Origin of the sequence: Aeromonas sp. 61P (assembly GCF_051919545.1) — a bacterium.
Classification (GTDB): Bacteria; Pseudomonadota; Gammaproteobacteria; order Enterobacterales; family Aeromonadaceae; genus Aeromonas; species Aeromonas veronii.
The window spans coordinates 3,450,345-3,468,555 of record NZ_JBQBEL010000001.1; the positions used below are offsets into that span (position 1 = coordinate 3,450,345).

Annotated in this window: 12 protein-coding genes and 5 pseudogenes; 8 read left to right on the top strand and 9 right to left on the bottom strand. The window is 55.7% G+C overall.

Going from position 1 to position 18,211, the window contains the following annotated elements; translation table 11 throughout:
- The first annotated feature begins 68 nt into the window (after positions 1-68).
- Together ACTG2O_RS16225 and ACTG2O_RS16230 are read left to right on the top strand one after the other, a co-directional pair.
- Complete coding sequence (locus ACTG2O_RS16225) at positions 69-656, top strand: hypothetical protein (RefSeq protein ID WP_156808821.1); 588 nt, start codon at positions 69-71, stop codon at positions 654-656.
- 77 nt (positions 657-733) lie between these two features.
- Entirely contained in the window at positions 734-1,015 is a 282-nt protein-coding gene (locus ACTG2O_RS16230; RefSeq protein WP_156808822.1) for a hypothetical protein, read from the top strand.
- A gap of 226 nt (positions 1,016-1,241) precedes the next feature.
- On the opposite strand, the pseudogene ACTG2O_RS16235 reads toward ACTG2O_RS16230, so the two are convergent.
- Both ACTG2O_RS16235 and ACTG2O_RS16240 read right to left on the bottom strand, forming a co-directional pair.
- Positions 1,242-1,436: pseudogene (locus ACTG2O_RS16235) on the bottom strand (transcriptional regulator); the annotation flags it as partial.
- Complete coding sequence (locus tag ACTG2O_RS16240; RefSeq protein WP_236284550.1) at positions 1,423-2,118, bottom strand: DinB/UmuC family translesion DNA polymerase; 696 nt, start codon at positions 2,116-2,118, stop codon at positions 1,423-1,425. The gene ACTG2O_RS16240 and the pseudogene ACTG2O_RS16235, both read right to left, overlap by 14 nt.
- 409 nt (positions 2,119-2,527) lie before the next feature.
- Between ACTG2O_RS16240 and ACTG2O_RS16245 the strand changes: the two are divergent.
- Positions 2,528-3,386 (top strand): annotated as a pseudogene (locus ACTG2O_RS16245) (DUF2167 domain-containing protein).
- Positions 3,387-3,530: 144 nt separating this feature from the next.
- Here the strand turns inward: ACTG2O_RS16245 and ACTG2O_RS16250 are convergent.
- The 3 genes and pseudogenes from ACTG2O_RS16250 to ACTG2O_RS16260 form a co-directional block, all read right to left on the bottom strand.
- Positions 3,531-3,782 carry an ogr/Delta-like zinc finger family protein gene (locus ACTG2O_RS16250; protein ID WP_019446339.1) on the bottom strand — a complete coding sequence of 84 codons (252 nt, stop codon included), beginning with the start codon at positions 3,780-3,782 and terminating at the stop codon, positions 3,531-3,533.
- Positions 3,783-3,840: 58 nt separating this feature from the next.
- Positions 3,841-4,367 (bottom strand): annotated as a pseudogene (locus ACTG2O_RS16255) (phage portal protein); the annotation flags it as partial.
- A gap of 18 nt (positions 4,368-4,385) precedes the next feature.
- The gene (locus tag ACTG2O_RS16260) at positions 4,386-5,192 is read right to left on the bottom strand and encodes a crotonase/enoyl-CoA hydratase family protein (protein WP_019446341.1); all 807 of its coding nucleotides are present in this window, start codon (positions 5,190-5,192) and stop codon (positions 4,386-4,388) included.
- 168 nt (positions 5,193-5,360) lie between these two features.
- On the opposite strand from ACTG2O_RS16260, the pseudogene ACTG2O_RS16265 reads away from it, so the two are divergent.
- The 5 genes and pseudogenes from ACTG2O_RS16265 (at position 5,361) to ACTG2O_RS16285 (ending at position 11,615) form a co-directional block, all read left to right on the top strand.
- A pseudogene (locus ACTG2O_RS16265) lies at positions 5,361-7,147 on the top strand (putative nucleotidyltransferase substrate binding domain-containing protein).
- A gap of 2 nt (positions 7,148-7,149) precedes the next feature.
- Positions 7,150-7,776 (top strand): 3'-5' exonuclease, encoded by a 627-nt coding sequence (locus tag ACTG2O_RS16270; RefSeq protein WP_439976345.1) that lies wholly within the window; start codon positions 7,150-7,152, stop codon positions 7,774-7,776.
- Between the two features lie 105 nt (positions 7,777-7,881).
- On the top strand, positions 7,882-8,193 hold the full coding sequence (locus ACTG2O_RS16275; protein ID WP_005336970.1) for a DUF485 domain-containing protein: 312 nt from the start codon (positions 7,882-7,884) through the stop codon (positions 8,191-8,193).
- 11 nt (positions 8,194-8,204) lie between these two features.
- Positions 8,205-9,857: a cation acetate symporter gene (locus tag ACTG2O_RS16280; RefSeq protein ID WP_026035062.1), complete on the top strand. Its 1,653-nt coding sequence runs from the start codon at positions 8,205-8,207 to the stop codon at positions 9,855-9,857.
- A 165-nt stretch (positions 9,858-10,022) separates the two neighbouring features.
- Positions 10,023-11,615 carry an ABC-F family ATPase gene (locus tag ACTG2O_RS16285; RefSeq protein ID WP_005351341.1) on the top strand — a complete coding sequence of 531 codons (1,593 nt, stop codon included), beginning with the start codon at positions 10,023-10,025 and terminating at the stop codon, positions 11,613-11,615.
- A gap of 224 nt (positions 11,616-11,839) precedes the next feature.
- Here the strand turns inward: ACTG2O_RS16285 and ppiD are convergent.
- From ppiD to clpX, 4 genes and pseudogenes are all read right to left on the bottom strand, one after another.
- Positions 11,840-13,752, bottom strand: a pseudogene (gene ppiD / locus ACTG2O_RS16290) (peptidylprolyl isomerase).
- 150 nt (positions 13,753-13,902) lie between these two features.
- Positions 13,903-14,175 carry a nucleoid-associated protein HU-beta gene (gene hupB / locus ACTG2O_RS16295; RefSeq protein ID WP_005315375.1) on the bottom strand — a complete coding sequence of 91 codons (273 nt, stop codon included), beginning with the start codon at positions 14,173-14,175 and terminating at the stop codon, positions 13,903-13,905.
- 240 nt (positions 14,176-14,415) lie between these two features.
- Entirely contained in the window at positions 14,416-16,770 is a 2,355-nt protein-coding gene (lon, locus tag ACTG2O_RS16300) for an endopeptidase La (RefSeq protein WP_005336976.1), read from the bottom strand.
- Between the two features lie 141 nt (positions 16,771-16,911).
- Entirely contained in the window at positions 16,912-18,186 is a 1,275-nt protein-coding gene (gene clpX / locus ACTG2O_RS16305) for an ATP-dependent protease ATP-binding subunit ClpX (protein WP_005336977.1), read from the bottom strand.
- Positions 18,187-18,211: the final 25 nt, after the last annotated feature.

Below are 18,211 nucleotides of genomic sequence, written 5' to 3' on the forward strand. Positions count from 1 at the left end.
ATCCTGATATCAGCTATCTAGACATAAGATCTATTAATATACTTATTAGGTCTGCACATGAAATATATTTGGTACATCATTATTTAGTATCTGATGGTATGTTTGGAAGCGTCAATTCAGTTGACGAGAGAGCCTTTAAGTATCTTATATATAAACTATCAGGAGAATTATCACAAATAAGAACATTGGATTTGTATAAGGAGCTTAAATATAAGCCTGACAACACACTGGATTTATATGAGGCCGCCACTACCAATAAAAATGAAGTTTTGCAAAAAATAAGTTCTTTTGAAATTTATAAAAATTTACCGAAAGAACTGAAGAAAAAAATTAAATCAGGAGAATGGAGAGTAAATAGTGAAAGAACTTTAAGTTGGTCTGATCTAGCCGAATTAACACCGATGGTTGCTCAGTATGGAAAACTAGAATATCACCATTTAAGCCAATATACTCATATGACATATGCATCACAAGTTCTTGAGGCAAATCATAATCAAGATATTGATGGTTTGCTCTGCCATTTGTATATACTTGCATCTTTATTTTCGTTTTCTGTGATATCGTCTTACAATATGATAATCACAAAAGATGATATCTTAACAAAGAGAGAACAATCACTCATTATAGAGTTTTTAGGATTGGCCTCTAACAGATAAACATATCACAATTCATAACGTAGCGTCGCTAAAAAACAAACACGACGTTTTGATATAACAAAAATTAAGAGCTCATCATGGCAACACATAATGTAAATGACAATATTATATTAGCTAATTTATTTTCCTTTAATGTGGTTTCTGTTGGAGATATTATAAATTTGCTACTGATCCAGCCCCAAGTAACTAATCTTGTAGTAGATTCCATAAACTTCTCTCAAGGTCCGTCCGCCGACATTATTTTACTAGCAGATAACAACAATAATTTTTGCACTATTCAAAAAGATAACTCCAATGTGATTCATATTTTTAAAACTGCAGATAGCAATCCGATTATATTACATGAGCATCATGTATAACTGAGCTACAGTGGTTGCAGCTCGTGTTATGGAGTTTAGTGCTATGGACTTCTCCTTAAACTGTGTTTTCAAAACGTTCATATTTCAGAAGCTGCAATTTTAAGCCATAACATGGGCCTCTAAAGGGCCCATTCCAGTGTTTACGTAAATAAATTATTTTTTATCTGGATGGGGCTCTATCAAGTGAGGTTAGCGTTTTTCCATCCCTTGATAGGAGCACAGCATACGCCCCCAGTCCTTTCAAGACGGTCTCCTGCACCTCCGGCGTGAGTGATCCCATCAAGCTCAACACCAGCTGGTTTGTGGTCTTGGCCGAGGACCTTCGGGTGTGAGCAAACGACACGGTAGCCACCCAACTGTGGCCGAACTCTGCGTCGGAGCATGGGTAAAGATAGGTATCGCATAACTCACTTAACCACAGGCAGCTCGCCGAGCGCGGTGGTATAGCGGGGGCTTAGCTGCTCCCGCTTCATCATCCACTCTCGAGTATCCCGGCCACGGGTCGCAAAGTAGACCTTCCCCAACCGTCCCTGATTGATCTTGTAGATGACCTGCATCAGCGCCTCGCTGCGCGGGGATTGCTGCTGTGCGGCGAACAAGTCTCCCTGCTGCATGCTGGCGGGGGTGAAATCGGCCAGTATCACGCCACCTTTCTGGTAATGCTGTTCGTCGCGCCAGATGCGGGGGAGCAGCTCGGGGATCAGGGTCAGCAAAGCACGGGTGTCATGGGTGGGCATCGCCAGCTTGGTGCTTACCTGGATGCCGTAATAGGGCTCTCGGTCGCTGAACGGGCTGGTACGAATGAACAGAGTCACGTGCCGGCAGCACATCCCCTCCCCCCGCAGTTTCTCGGCGGCCCGCTCCATGTAGCCGGCCAGCGCCTGGTGCATGGGACCTATCTGGGTGATGCGCTCCCCAAACGAGCGCGAGCAAATGCTCTGCTGCTTGGCCTGGGCCTCTTGCTCCAGCTCGGTGCAGGGAATGTCGTGCAGCTCCTGCACTATGCGCTCGACCACCACGCTATAGCGGCGCCGCAGTGTCTTGGGGTCGGCGGCGACCAGGTCGGACACGGTCTTGATGCCCTGCGCCTCTAGCTTGGCCAACAGCCGCAGGTCAATGCCCCATATCTCGGATACAGGCCGTCAAGACCAGCCATGGAGCAGCCAACCACACACGACAACCTTGATTAGCAGCACCTAACCCTCCCACCTTAACAACGAGCTAAAAAAACACTCAACGCATCAACATAGGTCACCAACAAAATTAATACAACAGTTGAAATTGAACTGTAAGTATATATTTTTTTGGTAAACGTTGACCCAACCAAGGGCTTCGTGCGAATACCGCTAGACAGTAGGGACAGGCTAGGAATATCATGATCTATAGGCAATGTTTCAGTGTCAGTCATGAGAGTTGGGAGGTATTATACGGACTACTACATCAATCGTTAAAAACTATTTTCCAATCTATTCATTGTTAGTAGAAAACACCGATAATCGTCAAGGCAATTAAATGAAAAAATTATTTTTTATTCTATTTATTTTTTCCATACAAACATCAGCATCAGAAGATGAATATATAAACAAACTAAAGGAACTTGATTGGCAGCAAGTACCAAAATCTTATTCGATCTCTGACAATAAAGCGACAGTAACAACAACAGAGAATGATTTTTTAGTAATTGGTAAAGATGCCGATGAATACATGTATATAACGCAGGGACACAAGAACTATCACCCAGATGCTGTAATATTGAGGGTTCAGGGGCCAGAAGTAGATTCACAAGTCATCTATAAACTAAATAAAACTGGTTATTTAACTAAGGATGACTGGGGTGAAAACATTGATAAAGATGCAATGCTTAAAGAAATACAAAGAGGTACCACCGAGGTAAATAAATTAAAAGGAGAAGGTTACCTTGATTTATATGTAGATGGGTGGGCACAAACCTCATTTGGATAGTCTCAAAGACACTGTATATTGGGCCATATCAGGCCATGATGCTGCAAACAATAAATTCATTAATGCAAAGGCTCTAAAATTAGGGCGTGAAGGATATACAGAAATATTTTGGATAGGGTCACCAGAACAGTTTACCAGCACAGAAAAAGTGCTAGAACCTGTGTTAAAAAACTATAATTATAGTGAAGGTTTCAAATATTCTGATTATGTTCCTGGCACAGATGCAGTAGCCGCAGCAGGCGTGGGTGCACTAGTCTACAAATTGGCAACAGGAAAAGCGGTTGCAAAAGCAGGCGCTTTCGCCCTAGCCGCTGTTTTTGCTAAAAAATTGTGGTTCTTAGTATTTCTTCCGTTTGTATACGCTTGGAAATGGGTGAAGAGAAAACTCAGCAAAAAGCCAATCGAATGATTTTTTCAACACTGACCTTTTACACCTAATCCATTTCACTTTCTTTGTAGAAAATGGATGGTTAGAAATAACGTTAGGTCGCAACATGATCACACCAATAATGAATGACGATGCCGAGTGAATAGGGAAGAACAACTGGGGACGCTATTGCGCCCCCAGTCCTTTAAGTACCATTTGCCGCCCCTCTGGCGTCAATGACCCCATCAAGCTCAGCACCAGCTGGTTGGTGGTCTTGGCCGAGGGGCTTAGGGTGTGGGCAAACGACAAGGTGGCCACCAAGCTGTGGCCACACTCGGCATCGGTGCACTGGCAGTAGAGATCCGAGACATCATCGCTCAGTCGGTTGGTCTTGGTAATGCGGCCCCGCTGGCCACACACTTTGCAATAAACCCGCATTACGCCCCCTTTTCTATCCAAATCAACAGCCTATCTTGCCACAGCAAGCACTGTTTGTTTATACAGTTGAACAGATATTCTCCCGAAAATCGACCCGCAGGGAGACGGGAGTCCCGCGCTGTTGATGGCATCCTGGATAAGCTCGCACAGCGGCAGCACCTCGTTGCGGGCATAGGTCGCGTCGTACTTCTCAGGATCCCCTAGCCCTCCCCCACCATTGGTCGGGATGATGCCGGCCAGCGCCGCCGGAAAACGGTGGCTGGTCAATACGTCCTGGGCGGTGATCCCCTTGATGGCCGCGAACTCGTCCTTGGTCGCAATGTCCCCCACCGGGATCAGCTTGATGCCATCGGGCTTGCCGTCCGGGATGTTGACGAACATGGAGCGGAAGTTCCCTACCCCTTTGCTGCTGGCGATCATCTCCTTCATCTCCTCCTCGGTGTCGTCGTCCATGTTCGGGTCGGTGGCGTAGAAGATGAAGCCCATGTGGGCGCCGTTGAGGAAGTATTTGCGCCGAAACAGGGTGGCATCCTGATTGAGCAGCGCCGACTGCAGGCCGCCCAAGTAGTCGGGCATACCGTAGATCGCTCGTGCAGCTCGCAATCAGAGCGGATTGCGGCGCGGCCCGAAGGGCAGACGCCAACGAAACAGGCTGTTAAGGGTGGCCCGCCACTGATTGGGACGTCCCAGGATCTGCTTTTGCAAGCGAGTCTCTTCCTTCAGCATCGCCTCATCGCTGCGGGCCCAGGCCTGGCTGTAGAGCTGCTTGATCCCCGCCAGTGCATCCGGCGATTTGGTGATGAGGGTGCGGGCAAACTCCCGCGCCTCCACCAGCGGATCGGCGCAGACCCGGCTCACCATCCCGAGGGATTTCGCCTCGACGGCATCAAGCTCACGCCCGCTCATGGCCAGCTCCATGGCGGTATCCACCCCCATCAGGTTGCGCATGGTGACGCTGCCACTCATATCGGGGATGATGCCCCACTTGATCTCCATCACCGAGAAGCGGCAATCGGGGGTGCTGAAGCGAAAATCGGCGCCGAGCGCAATCTGCAGACCACCGCCAAAACAGACCCCTTGGGTGACTGCAATCACCGGCACCGGCAGCTGGTGCCAACCATAGGCAACCCGCTGGGCCAGATTGGTCGCCTCGTCCGCTTCACGCTTGAGAATATCGAGCGCCGCCACCGGCTGTCTCAGCATGGATTTCACATCCAGCCCAGCGCAGAAGGCCCGCCCCTCGCCGTGCAGGATCACCGCCCGCAGCCCCTTGTGCCGGGCGAGTTGCGTCAGCGTCTCATCGATGGCGCTGAACATGGCGCGGTCCAGCGCATTGAGTTTATCCCCCCGCGTCAGCATCACTTCGGCAATCCCGTCATGGATCTCGCACTTGACCCTTGGTTTTTCCATCTCCCTTGTCCTCTCCTTGATCCCTGAAACTGACTCACTGGTCATACCACCACGTTATCAGAGTGTGAACAGGCGGTACAGCTGAGACTAAAGTCGGCTGGTCGCCTCCCCCTCCCTTTGTCACACTGGGAGCTGCATGAGTGCCGCAAGCCAGCAGAGGACGCTGTCATGTCAACCCTGTTCAATTTTGCCAGACCACCGTTCGACCGACTGGATGAGGAGGCGCGCGAACGGCTCTCCCGTCACCTCTCGCTCTGCTATTTTCGCGCTGGCGATACTCTGCTCAAGGAGGGGGACGAGCCTCCCGGCCTCTATCTCATCATCAAGGGGGCGGCGGAAGAGTCGGCCCCTCACCACCAGTTTGGTGATTACGGGGTCGATGACCTGTTCGATGTGCGCGCCCAGTTTGATGGCCGCTGCCGCCACCGCTTCACCGCGCTGGAAGATAGCCTCTGTCAGCTCATTCCTCGCCACACTTTTCTGGCGCTCTGTGAGCAGGACTCGCAGTTTGCCAGCTACTTCACCGCCAATCTGGCCGAGCGTCAGCGCCAGCAGGAGCAGCGCGAACAGCTGGGTCAGAAGAATCTGGCGGAATTTATCCTGACCCGCATCGAACCCGGCCACCTGCAGGCACCGCTTATCGTCGACAGCAAGCTGTCACTGCTGGCGGCGACCGAAGCCATGGTGAGCAAGGGGACCGATTGCCTGCTCTACCCGGCCCACGACGGCTCCCTCACGCTGGCAACCCGCAAGACCTTGCTCCATGCCCTGACCCTCAAGGGATTGCCGCTGACGGCCCCCCTCTCGGTGCTGACCCCTACTCCTCTGATTGGTCTGCCGCTGGAGAGCTATCTGTTTGATGCCCTGCTGCTGATGACCCGCCATCGTATCAAGCGACTGGTGGTGTGGCGTGGCAACGAGGTGGCGGGGATCTTGCAACTGACCCAGGTGCTGGGGCTCTTCTCGACCCACTCCCACGTGCTGACGTTGCGTATCGCCCGCGCCGACAGCCTGCCAGCGCTGGAAGTGGTGGCCCGCGAGCAGCAACAATTGACCCGCTCGCTGTTTGCCCAAGGGATCCACACCGCCTTTTTGATGAAGCTGATCGCCACCATCAACGAACAGCTGATCGCCAAAGCCTTTGCGCTGGTGATCCCCCCCGAGGTGCAGGATAAGGTTTGCCTGCTGATGCTGGGCTCGGAGGGGCGCGGCGAGCAGATCCTCAAAACCGATCAGGACAACGCCCTGATCCTGCCAGAGGGGCTGACATGGCCCACCCAGACAGCCGATCTCGCCGAATTCAGCGCCCTACTGGAGCGCCTCGGCTACCCTCTCTGTCCCGGCCAAGTCATGGTGAACAATCCGGCCTGGGTAAAAACAGGCAGCGAGTGGCAAAGCGCCATTGCCAGCGCCTGCACCACGGCAAAGGAGGATGAGCTGCTTTGGCTCGCCACCCTGGCCGATGCTCACCCCATCGCGGGGGATCGACAGCTCCATCTGCCGGTTGCCAGAGCGCTACGCGAGCAGTTGGCGAACAGGCGGGATCTGCTGGCGGAGATGGTGCGGCCGGCAGTGGCCTTTCATGCCCCCCTCACCCTGTTTGGCAGGCTGGAGCAGCCACCGGAAGGGCTGGATCTGAAACGGGGTGGCCTGTTCCCGCTGGTGCACGGCATCCGCATACTGGCCCTTGAGGCAGGTAGTCTGGAGGCCTCAACCCTGGGGCGCATCGATGCGCTGGTGGCCGCTGAGCGGCTCAGTGCCGACTATGGCGCAATCTGGCGGAGGCGTTCCGGCTCTTTATCCGGCTGAGGCTGCGCAGCCAGCTCAAGGGGGGCAATAGTCGGGTGCAGACAAGCGAGCTCAGCCACAGCGAACGTGATCTGCTGCGCCAGGCGCTGCATCAAGTGAAGAAGTTCCAGCAGTGGCTCACCTTGCACTTTCGTCTGAGACAATAGCCATGTTGAGCCGCGCTCGACGCTACTGGTATGGCCGCGCGTTCCGAACGGGCGAGTTCGCGCCGCTCTTTGCCACCCCACCCGAAGATGAACGGGTCGCCCTCGATTTCGAGACCACCAGTCTCGATCCCGAGCAGGCCGAGATCGTCTCCATCGGGGCGGTGCGCATTCAGGGCAACCGGCTGCTGACCGGCGAGGCCCTCGCCATCAAGATACAGCCACCGGCCAGCCTGACCAGCCAATCTGTGGTGATCCACGGTCTGCGCCATCAGGATCTGCAACAGGGGATGGCGCTGGAAGCCGCTCTGCGCCTGCTGCTTCACTTTATCGGCCCCCGTGAACTGGTGGGCTATCACATCGCCTACGACCTGCGTATTCTCAATCTCGCCTGCCAGAAATTGTGGGGATTGACCCTGCCCCAGCGAGGGATCGAGGTGAGCCAGCTTTATCACGACCACCTCTATCGTCGCTATCCCGATGCGGCTATTGACCTCCATTTGAGTGCCATCTGCAGCCACCTTGAACTCCCATCCCTGCCCGCCCACGATGCCCTTGCCGATGCCACCACGGCCGCGCTCATCTATCTGCGCCTGACCTGCGGCTCGCCACTGGCTTATCCCAAAGTCTAATTGTCGACAAATAACATTTAATTCACATTTTGCCTACATGAGCAGATTACCTGCTCGTCGGGGTTACCCCATCCACCGCTGACACTCATGTCATGGAGAACTGCAATGGAACAGCAAAGCTATCTGAGGATCCAGCAAGATCCCAACTTCCAGGAGCTGGTCGCCAAGCGCCAGCGTTTTGCCTGGGCCCTCTCGGCTCTGATGCTGGGACTCTACCTGGCGTTTATTCTGCTCATCGCCTTTGCCCCCGGTTGGCTCGGCACCCCGCTCAGCGACAGCACCACCGTCACCCGTGGCATTCCGGTCGGGGTAGGACTCATCCTCTCCTCCTTCGTGTTGACCGGCATCTATGTGTTTCGGGCCAACGGCGAGTTTGACGAGCTGAATCAGAAGATCCTCAAGGGAGTGCAGTCATGAGCGCAAAAAGCATGAAAGGCAAGTGGCTGCTGTTGGCCTCACTGGCCTCCTCCCCCCTGCTGGCAGCGGATGCGCTGACCGGCGAGGTACAACGCCAACCCCTCAATGTGTCGGCCATCGTGATGTTCGTGGTCTTTGTAGCCGCCACCTTGTTCATCACCTACTGGGCCTCCAAGCGCAACCGCTCGGCTTCCGACTACTATGCGGCCGGTGGCCGTATCACCGGCTTCCAGAACGGTCTGGCCATCGCCGGTGACTATATGTCCGCCGCCTCCTTCCTCGGGATCTCCGCGCTGGTCTACACCTCCGGCTATGACGGCCTTATCTACTCCATCGGCTTTCTGGTGGGCTGGCCCATCATCCTGTTCCTGATCGCCGAACGGCTGCGCAACCTCGGCAAATACACCTTCGCCGATGTCGCCTCCTATCGCCTCAAGCAGACTGAAGTCCGCACGCTCTCCGCCTGCGGTTCGCTGGTGGTGGTCGCCCTCTACCTGATCGCCCAGATGGTCGGTGCCGGCAAACTGATCGAGCTGCTGTTTGGCCTGCAATACCATGTGGCCGTGGTGCTGGTCGGTATCCTGATGGTGCTCTACGTGCTGTTTGGCGGCATGCTGGCCACTACCTGGGTGCAGATCATCAAGGCAGTGATGCTGCTCTCCGGTGCCAGCTTCATGGCCATCATGGTCATGAAATCGGTCAACTTCGATATCGGTGCCCTGTTTAGCGAAGCGGTCAAGGTGCACGAGAAAGGGATCGCCATCATGAGCCCGGGTGGCCTGGTTGCTGACCCCATCTCCGCCATCTCGCTCGGTCTGGCATTGATGTTCGGCACCGCCGGTCTGCCCCATATCCTGATGCGTTTCTTCACCGTGAGCGATGCCAAGGAAGCGCGTAAATCTGTGTTCTACGCCACCGGCTTTATCGGCTACTTCTACATCCTCACCTTCATCATCGGCTTTGGCGCCATCTTGCTGGTGAGCACCAACCCGGCCTTCAAGGACGCCACCGGCGCCCTGCTGGGCGGCACCAACATGGCGGCAGTCCATCTGGCCAATGCGGTCGGTGGCAGCCTGTTCCTCGGCTTCATCTCCGCCGTGGCATTTGCCACCATTCTGGCGGTAGTTGCCGGATTGACCCTGGCGGGAGCCTCTGCGGTCTCCCATGACCTCTATGCCAGCGTGTTGAAGAAGGGCAAGGCCAACGAGACCGATGAACTGCGTGTCTCCAAGATGACGACTCTGGTGCTGGGTGTGGTTGCCATTGGTCTGGGGATCCTGTTCGAGAAGCAGAACATCGCCTTCATGGTCGGTCTGGCCTTCTCCATCGCCGCCAGCTGCAACTTCCCGGTGCTGTTCCTCTCCATGTTCTGGTCACGCCTGACCACCCGTGGCGCCGTCTACGGTGGCTGGCTGGGGCTGGTGAGCGCAGTAACCCTGATGATCCTGGGCCCGACCGTATGGGTGAAAGTGCTGGGTCATGCCCAGGCTATCTTCCCCTACGAATACCCTGCCCTCTTCTCCATGGGGTTGGCCTTCGTCGGGATCTGGTTCTTCTCCATCACCGACAGCTCCCAGAACGCCGCCGACGAACATGCCAAGTTCCTGCCGCAGTTCGTTCGCTCCCAAACCGGGCTGGGTGCCTCTGGCGCCACCTCCCACTGATGAGTCAATCACACTACCAAGCCGGCCTCGTGCCGGCTTTTTTTATTGCCCATCAATCGGCTGCACGCCCCGCTTGCCCCGATCAAGATCACACTTCTCGCTAAAACTTTCGGGGGATCTGTGCCATAATGCGCGCCATTTGACAGACCAATCGGGACACATACCTTGTTAAGTAGCAACAACATCACCATGCAGTTCGGCGCCAAGCCGCTGTTTGAGAACATCAACGTCAAGTTTGGCGGCGGCAACCGCTATGGCCTTATCGGCGCCAACGGCTGTGGCAAGTCCACCTTTATGAAGATCCTCGGCGGTGATCTGGAGCCCACTGGCGGTAATGTGAGCCTGGACGTCAACGAGCGCATCGGTAAGCTGCGTCAGGATCAGTTCGCCTACGAAGATATGCGCGTACTGGACGTGGTCATGATGGGTCACACCGAGCTGTGGGCGGCCATCGCCGAGCGCGATGCCATCTACGCCAACCTCGAAGCGACCGACGACGACTACATGAAGGCCGCCGAGCTGGAAGGTCTGGTCGCCGAGTATGACGGCTATACCGCCGAGTCCCGCGCAGGTGAACTGCTGCTGGGCGCCGGTATTCCCATCGAGCAGCACAACGGCCCGATGAGTGAAGTGGCGCCAGGCTGGAAACTGCGGGTGCTGCTGGCACAGGCGCTGTTCTCCAACCCCGATATCCTGCTGCTGGACGAACCGACCAACAACCTGGATATCAACACCATTCGCTGGCTGGAGCAGGTGCTCAACGAACGTGAAAGCACCATGATCATCATCTCTCACGACCGTCACTTCCTGAACTCCGTCTGTACCCACATGGCGGATCTGGACTACGGCGAGCTGCGCGTCTACCCGGGCAACTACGATGACTACATGCTGGCCGCCACTCAGGCGCGCGAGCGTCTGCTGGCCGACAACGCCAAGAAGAAGGCCCAGATCGCCGATCTGCAATCCTTCGTCTCCCGTTTCAGTGCCAACGCCTCCAAGTCCAGCCAGGCGACCTCCCGCCTCAAGCAGATCGACAAGATCAAAATTGAGGAAGTGAAGGTCTCCAGCCGTCAGAACCCCTTCATCCGCTTCGAGCAGGAGAAGAAGCTCTACCGCAACATTCTGGAGATCGAAGGCCTGTCCAAAGGTTATGGCGAGGCGCCCCTGTTCAAGGGCCTCAACATGATGCTGGAAGTGGGTGAGAAGGTCGCCATTCTGGGTACCAACGGTATCGGTAAATCGACTCTGATCAAGACGCTGGTCGGGGATCTGGCACCGGATACCGGTACCATCAAGTGGTCCGAGAACGCCCAGATCGGTTACTACGCTCAGGATCACGCCGAAGATTTCGACACAGATCTCAACGTGTTCGACTGGATGGCCCAGTGGAAACAGGAGAACGAAGACGAGCAGGCTGTGCGCTCCGTACTGGGTCGTCTGCTCTTCTCCCAGGACGACATCAAGAAGCCGGTCAAGGTGCTCTCCGGTGGTGAACAGGGCCGCATGCTGTTCGGCAAGCTGATGATGCAGCGCCCCAACATCCTGATCATGGATGAACCGACCAACCACCTGGACATGGAATCTATCGAATCCTTGAACCTGGCCCTCGAGATGTATAAGGGCACCCTGATCTTCGTCTCTCACGACCGCGAATTCGTCTCCTCTCTGGCGACCCGCATTCTGGAGCTGAGCGAAGATGGTATCCGCGACTTCGGCGGCACCTACGAGGATTACCTGCGCACTCAGGGCGTGGTATAACTCCGCACCTGCGCAAGTGCGCAATGCAAAACCGGCACTCAGGTGCCGGTTTTTTTATATCCCGTATTTAGACGACTGAGATGGCGTATAACAGTGGTGTGACTACACGCCACAGAGCAGAGAGCAGAGAGCAGAGAGCAGAGCTTGAGTATCCCCCTCTTTTGCCCACAGATAAAAAAACGGCTCCATCAAGGAGCCGTTTTCAATGGATTGCGCAGTGCCGATTACTCGACGGTTGCTTCCACACTGGTGAAGTACTCGATTTTGGCCGCCTTACGCAGCTCGTCGATCAGAGACTTGTAATCCACCTGGGCTTTGCCCTGACCCAGCTGAGCTTGCAGCATGGGGCCATGCCGGATGCGGCGGCAGGGACGTTGACCTTGTCCAGCGCAACCACAACGCGGTCACCATTGGTCTCGGCAACCAGAGCCACGCTCGGCTTGCCGTCGATCGGATGGGGCAGCGTGAACGCCTGGGCAATCAGGTTCTGATCCAGCTCGCGATCGAAGCGGGCAACCCCTTTGTGGGTCTCCACTTTCAGACCGAGTGCAGTCAGATCGGCGGTGATGCTCTCACCGACTTTCAGCTTGTCCAGCAGGCCCTGGGCCTTGCCACGGGCCACTTCGCTAGCCTTGTCATGCTTGATGGCGGCAATCACCTGCTCTTTCACCTCGGCCAGCGGCTTGACCGCTTTGGGCTTGTGACCAGTGATGTGCAGCACCAGCGCCTTGCCGTCAGCCAGCTCGATCACGTCGGAGTTGGTGTTGTCATCGCGCAGCTGTTCGGAGAACGCAACAGAGAGCACCTTGGGATCGTTCAGCGGAGCCGGAGCAGTCGCTTGGGTGAAGAAATCGGAAGATTGGACCTTCATCCCCATGGCATCAGCGGTCAGATCCAGCGAGTCCGGGTTTTCGAAGCTGTTGTCAGCCATCTTCTGCTGCTCGGCGAAGAACTTCTCCTTGGCCTTGTCAGCTTGCAGACGAGTGATGGTCTCTTCTTTCACATCGGCAAACGGCTTGGTCTGGGCTGCTTCAACCCCCAGCAGCTTGATGATGTGGAAACCGAACGGGCTCTTCACCACGCCGGAGAGATCGCCAGCCTTGTTCAGGGCGAACGCGGCTTTCTCGAAGGCCGGATCCATCACCCCTTTCTCGAACCAGTCCAGCTCGCCGCCTTTTTTGGCAGAGAAGGTATCGGAAGAGTCAGCCTTGGCCAGCGCAGCGAAATCTTCACCCGCCTTGGCTTTGGCCAAAACGGCTTCTGCTTTCTGCTCGGCCACTTTCTCGTCCTTGCCAAACGGGATCAGGATGTGAGCCACGTGGCGACGCTCGGCACGCTGGAACAGATCCTGGTGCTGATCGTAGTAATCCTGGGCATCCTGCTCGGTGACCTTGATATCCTTGGCGAGGTTGGCAGCGTCCAGCAGCAGATAGTCAACCTTGACCTGCTCGTCGTTCATGAAACGGGCGCCATTGGTCTTGTAGTACTGCTCCAGCTCGTTGTCGGAGACCTGAACGTCAGCCATGTAGTTGGCAGCAGCCAGACGCACCAGACGCAGATCGCGAGTCTGGTTGTAGAGCTTGTCGAGCTGCTCCGCTTCACCCTTGAGGGAGAACTCGGTGCCCAGCAGGGCGCTCATCAACTGTTGACGTACCATGTCCTGACGCAGGGAGTCACGGAACATTTCGGGGGTCATGCCGGCACGACGGATCAGCTGCAGATAGCGATCATTGTTGAACTTGCCGTTCTCGGCAAACTCCGGCATGGCCACGATGGCTTGCTTGATCTGTTCATCGCTGATGCGCAGACCCAGTTCACGGGCCTTGCTGTCCAGCAGCGCCTGATCGATCAGCCGATCCAGCACGCCGCGGCGGAACTGTTTCATGTAATCGGGGTTCGCGGCCAGCTGGCTGAATGCCTCTCCCATCTGGGATTCCATGCGGGCGCGCTCGTTACGGTAGGCATTTTCCAGTGCCGCAGCACTGATCTCGGTGCCATTGACGGTGGCGGGGGCGGTACGGGCCGGGCCGTTCAGGTAACTACCTACACCAGCCAAGGCAAAGGAGAGGATGATCAGGCCCAAGATAACCTTGGCTACCTTGCCCTGCGCCCCTTCGCGTAGTTTATCCAACATCATGTTTGTACTTATGCTCCCGAACTCGATGGGCGTAAACAATAAAAAGGCGCACCGATTGCGATGCGCCTTGGTCAATCAGTATGAGAGAAGACTCTCTAACTTGTCTGGTCTGCGACCAAGGACGGTAGCCGACGGATATCAGCGACCGGCTTAGTTAACAGCGTCTTTCAGGGCCTTACCGGCTTTGAAGGCAGGAACTTTACCAGCAGCGATTTCGATGGTCGCGCCAGTCTGCGGGTTACGGCCTGAACGGGCAGCACGCTCGCGTACAGCGAAAGTACCGAAACCAACCAGAGCAACCTGGTCACCCTCTTTCAGCGCTTCACCAACAGCATCAATGAAGGCATCCAACGCACGGCCAGCGGCAGCTTTGGAGATATCGGCACCGTCTGCAATCTTGTCAATCAGTTGAGATTTATTCACTCTTATATTCCCCTTTTATCAAACACCGCTGCGGCGCTGATTTCCCTGGCCACAACAAGTGGAGGTTTTATAGCAAGCCTCCTGATCAGTTGCAAGTGACAATCTGGCGCAAACCCGCGCCACACAACGCATTGCGACTCATCACGAGTACCCGATCGGTGGTCAAGGCTACTTCCGTTATCGGGCGCATGCAAGCCTTAACCACCCGCCGAATGCGCCAAATTTGCGGCGCATCAACATTTACACGACAGAAACGCGCTCAAACCCCTGTGGATTGTCCTGCAACGCCAATTCCAGCACCTCGTCAATCCAGCGAACCGGATAAATTTCAAGGTCTTGTTTGACGTTTGCCGGGATCTCCTCAAGGTCACGCTCGTTCTCTTTCGGAATAAGCACTCGCTTGATACCGCCACGGTGGGCTGCCAGCAACTTCTCCTTGAGACCACCGATGGGCAGCACTTCGCCGCGCAAGGTGATCTCCCCTGTCATCGCCACATCAGCACGAACCGGATTACCGGTCAAGCTGGAGACCAGGGCGGTACACATGGCGATACCGGCGCTCGGACCATCTTTCGGGGTTGCCCCTTCCGGTACGTGCACGTGGATATCGCGCTTCTCGTAGAAGTCGGCATTGATGCGCAGCTTCTCGGCACGGGCTCGTACGACCGTCATGGCCGCCTGGATGGACTCCTGCATCACGTCACCAAGGGAACCGGTATAAGTGAGCTTGCCCTTGCCCGGCATGTTGGTGGTCTCGATGGTGAGCAGATCGCCCCCCACTTCGGTCCACGCCAGACCACACACCTGACCCACCTGGTTCTGGTCGGTGGCCTTGCCGTAATCGAAACGCTGTACCCCAAGGAACTCCTTGAGGTTCTCCTGATTGACCTGAACATGCTTGATGCTCTTGTCCAGCAGGATGCGCTTGACCGCCTTGCGACAAATCTTGGAGATCTCGCGCTCCAGACTCCGCACCCCCGCCTCGCGGGTGTAGTAGCGGATCACTCCGACCAGGGCAGAATCTTCGATGGTGATCTCGGACTCTTTCAGGCCGTTGCGCTGGATCTGCTTGGCAACCAGATGCTGCTTGGCAATGTTGAGCTTCTCATCTTCGGTGTAACCGGAGAGACGGATCACTTCCATCCGGTCCAGCAAGGGGCCCGGGATGTTCATGGAGTTGGAGGTAGCCACGAACATCACGTCCGACAGGTCATAATCCACTTCCAGGTAGTGATCGTTGAAGCTGTTGTTCTGTTCCGGATCCAGCACTTCCAGCAAGGCGGATGCGGGATCGCCACGCATGTCCGAGCTCATCTTGTCGATCTCGTCGAGCAGGAACAGCGGGTTCTTCACGCCGACTTTCGCCATCTTCTGGATGAGCTTGCCGGGCATGGAACCGATATAGGTACGGCGGTGACCGCGGATCTCCGCTTCGTCACGCACCCCACCGAGGGCCATCCGCACATATTTGCGGCCGGTCGCCTTGGCGATGGATTGGCCCAGCGAGGTCTTGCCCACACCGGGAGGCCCAACCAGACAGAGGATGGGACCCTTGAGCTTGTTCACCCGTGCCTGTACCGCCAGATATTCGAGGATGCGATCCTTGACCTTCTCGAGGCCATAGTGATCGGCGTCCAGCACCTCTTGCGCCTTACCAAGATCTTTCTTGACCTTGGAGCGCGCCTTCCACGGCACCTGTACCATCCAGTCCACATAGCTGCGAACCACGGTAGCCTCGGCGGACATGGGAGACATCATCTTCAGCTTGGCAAGCTCGGCCTGGGCCTTTTCACGGGCATCTTCCGGCATGCCAGCCTCTTCAATCTTGCGATTGAGGGCTTCAAACTCATCCGGGCTATCTTCCAGCTCACCCAGCTCTTTCTGGATGGCCTTCATCTGCTCGTTGAGGTAATACTCGCGCTGGCTCTTTTCCATCTGCTTCTTGACGCGAGTACGGATGCGCTTCTCGACCTGCAGCAGGTCAATTTCCGACTCCATCATCGCCATCAGGAATTCGATGCGCTCGGAGACCGAGACGATCTCCAGCACCTTCTGCTTGTCTTCCAGCTTGAGCGGCATGTGGGCCGCCATGGTGTCAGCCAGACGCGCAGCATCGTCGATCGCCGAGATCGAGGTCAGTACCTCGGGTGGGATCTTCTTGTTGAGCTTGATATAGCCTTCAAACTGGCCGATGGCGGAGCGAACCAGTACTTCCTGATCCTTCTCCTCAATGGCTTGGGAGGGGATGTACTGGGCCTCGCAGACAAAGAAATCCTTGTCGTCGATCATCCGCTCCAGGCGGGCACGCTGTCCCCCCTCTACCAGCACCTTGACGGTGCCGTCCGGCAGCTTGAGCATCTGCAGAATATTGGCCACTGTCCCGACGGTGAAGATCTCCTCCACCGTTGGCTCATCGGTTGACGCATCCTTCTGGGCCACCAGCAGAACTTTCTTGTCCTGCTCCATGGCCGCTTCCAGACAGCGAATGGATTTTTCCCGCCCCACAAAGAGTGGAATGACCATGTGGGGATAAACCACCACGTCACGAAGAGGCAGGACGGGAATCTCGATGCGTTCTGAACGCTCTAGGTTCATATATGTCCTCTCGGCTTGTTATACCGTTGGCAAAGCGCTTGGCTGAGTATATGGGGGCGCAGAGATGAGATTCAATCGCCGAAACCGTAAAAAGCATGAAAGGGGCAAAAAGCCCCTTCCATTCGATTAAAAATCAGACATTTACTCTGATGCAGCAGCCTGGGTTTCGGGATTTTCGTAAATCATCAAGGGCGCGGAGTCCCCTTTGATCACGGTCTCGTCGATCACCACCTTGCTGACCCCTTCCAGAGAAGGCAGGTCATACATGGTATCCAGCAGCACGGCTTCCACGATGGAACGCAGACCACGAGCACCGGTTTTACGCTCCATCGCCTTGCGGGCAATGGCGTTGAGCGCATCGTCACGGAACTCCAGCTCAACCCCTTCCAGATCGAACAACGCCGCGTACTGTTTGGTCAGCGCGTTTTTCGGCTCTTTCAGGATCTGGATAAGCGCGGATTCGTCCAGCTCGGTCAGGGTCGCGACCACCGGCAGACGGCCGATGAACTCGGGGATGAGACCATACTTGATCAGATCTTCCGGCTCTACCTTGGCGAAGGTCTCGCTCAGGGTGGCCTTAGCATCCTTGGATTTCACCTCGGCGCCAAAACCGATACCGGTTCCCTTCACAGAACGCTGCTCGATCACCTTGTCCAGACCGGCAAAGGCACCGCCACAGATGAAGAGGATCTTGGAGGTATCAACCTGCAAGAACTCCTGCTGCGGATGCTTGCGACCACCTTGCGGCGGCACGGAAGCGATGGTCCCTTCGATCAGCTTGAGCAGTGCCTGCTGTACCCCTTCCCCGGACACGTCGCGGGTGATGGAGGGGTTGTCCGACTTGCGGGAGATCTTGTCGATCTCGTCGATATAGACGATGCCACGCTGGGCCTTTTCTACGTCGTAGTCGCACTTTTGCAGCAGCTTCTGGATGATGTTCTCCACGTCCTCGCCCACATAACCGGCTTCGGTCAGGGTGGTCGCATCGGCCATGGTGAACGGCACATCCAGCAGACGAGCCAGAGTCTCGGCCAGCAGGGTTTTACCGCTACCGGTCGGGCCAATCAGCAGGATGTTGGATTTGCCGAGCTCCACACCACTGTTTTCGCCGCTGTTGCGCAGACGCTTGTAGTGGTTGTAGACGGCAACGGCCAACACCTTCTTGGCGTACTCCTGCCCGATCACATAGTCATCGAGATGAGCGCGGATCTGATGAGGGGTCGGCAGCTCGTTACCATCGCGCTTGGGCGAGATCTCGCGGATCTCTTCGCGGATGATGTCGTTGCACAGCTCGACGCACTCATCACATATGTAGACGGAAGGGCCAGCGATCAGCTTGCGCACTTCATGCTGGCTTTTGCCGCAAAAAGAGCAGTAGAGCAGCTTATCACCCTCACCCTTGCGTTTCTCTGTCATTCAGCAACCTCGTTTTATCAATAGA

Excerpts from the sequence above, each read along its gene's own strand:
- ACTG2O_RS16280 (WP_026035062.1), top strand. The coding sequence starts at position 8,205 with ATGAAAGGCAAGTGGCTGCTGTTGGCCTCACTGGCCTCCTCCCCCCTG.
- clpX (WP_005336977.1), bottom strand. The coding sequence starts at position 18,186 with ATGACAGAGAAACGCAAGGGTGAGGGTGATAAGCTGCTCTACTGCTCT.
- ACTG2O_RS16230 (WP_156808822.1), top strand. The coding sequence starts at position 734 with ATGGCAACACATAATGTAAATGACAATATTATATTAGCTAATTTATTT.
- lon (WP_005336976.1), bottom strand. The coding sequence starts at position 16,770 with ATGAACCTAGAGCGTTCAGAACGCATCGAGATTCCCGTCCTGCCTCTT.
- ACTG2O_RS16250 (WP_019446339.1), bottom strand. The coding sequence starts at position 3,782 with ATGCGGGTTTATTGCAAAGTGTGTGGCCAGCGGGGCCGCATTACCAAG.
- ACTG2O_RS16275 (WP_005336970.1), top strand. The coding sequence starts at position 7,882 with ATGGAACAGCAAAGCTATCTGAGGATCCAGCAAGATCCCAACTTCCAG.
- ACTG2O_RS16260 (WP_019446341.1), bottom strand. The coding sequence starts at position 5,192 with ATGGAAAAACCAAGGGTCAAGTGCGAGATCCATGACGGGATTGCCGAA.
- ACTG2O_RS16270 (WP_439976345.1), top strand. The coding sequence starts at position 7,150 with ATGTTGAGCCGCGCTCGACGCTACTGGTATGGCCGCGCGTTCCGAACG.